Origin of the sequence: Pseudoalteromonas sp. bablab_jr011, assembly GCF_016464045.1 — a bacterium.
GTDB classification, from domain to species: Bacteria; Pseudomonadota; Gammaproteobacteria; order Enterobacterales; family Alteromonadaceae; genus Pseudoalteromonas; species Pseudoalteromonas lipolytica.
Genome location: NZ_JACDWU010000198.1, coordinates 1 through 1,087, shown reverse-complemented (window position 1 = coordinate 1,087; position 1,087 = coordinate 1). Strand labels below are relative to the sequence as shown.

General features: G+C 44.9%; 1 protein-coding gene. It reads right to left on the bottom strand.

Features of this window, described 5'->3' with window-relative positions; all coding sequences use genetic code 11:
- Positions 1-35 precede the first annotated feature (35 nt).
- Positions 36-983: an IS30 family transposase gene (locus tag JIG41_RS11995; RefSeq protein WP_199524813.1), complete on the bottom strand. Its 948-nt coding sequence runs from the start codon at positions 981-983 to the stop codon at positions 36-38.
- Positions 984-1,087: the final 104 nt, after the last annotated feature.

The following is a 1,087-nucleotide window of genomic DNA, read 5'->3' as shown; positions in this document are numbered from 1 at the left end:
CGCGAATTCAAGTCCGAAGTGCACCACTCGCTAAATTAGGCTGCTTTGCGTAATTCATCGAATATTACCGCTGGTTGCCTAAACCCTAGACATTTTCTCGGCCTCGCATTGAGCGCCTTTTCTATGTGCGCAATTTGCTTATCTGTCACCGTTCGTAAATCAGTGCCTTTGCGAATGTATTGACGTAACAAGCCATTAAAGTTCTCATTTAACCCTCTTTCCCATGATGAGTAGGGGTTAGCAAAGTAGATGTCGGTTTTTAGCTTGTCTGAAACATGCTCATGTTCACAAAACTCACTCCCGTTGTCTGCGGTTATCGTATGAACATGGCGTCGATAGCGCCACAGCATACCTATCATTGCTCTGCTCACTTGCGCTGCACTTTTTGCTGGCACTTTGCGTATCAGGTAAAACTTACTTGTACGCTCGACTAAACTAACGATTGCTCCCGTACCATGCTTGCCAAGTACTGTATCCGCTTCCCAATCACCAAATCGTGTCTTAGTGTCAACAATCGCAGGTCTATGTTCAATGCCAACACGATTTGGGATGATGACACGTTTGCTTCGGCTGCCTTTACGATAACGTCTGTGCCCTTGTCGCAGATGTTTGTATAGCTTGCCACCACTCAATTTATCTTTTTGAATATAGCCATAAATCCATTCATGACTCACAGGATGCCCGATAATTTTGCTTACACCCGCAACCTGCTCAGGGCTCCATTTTTGCTCCAATCCAAACTCAACGAACGCAATTGTAAGTGCTGGCATGGAATACTTGGCAGCTAGACGTTTTCGTTTACATGCCTTTGAATGTGCAACCTCAGGCAAGTAATGACTTCGAGTACTATTGCGCCTAACTTCACGACTTATAGTGCTGTGGCTCACTTTTAGCCTTTTCCCTATCTCTCGATAGCTAAAACCCTCGCGTAAGTAGGCCTCAATCTGGTATCTTTGCCCTTCGATCAACTGCTTGTAACTCATGGTATCTACTCTTGTTTTTTGGCGATTACAGAGTACCACCAACAGGCAGTTGATCTCTTCTCACCGTTTAACCATGAGTGGTGCACTTATTATCTGAATTCGGG

Coding starts and splice junctions, on each gene's coding strand:
- JIG41_RS11995 (WP_199524813.1), bottom strand. CDS start 983: ATGAGTTACAAGCAGTTGATCGAAGGGCAAAGATACCAGATTGAGGCC.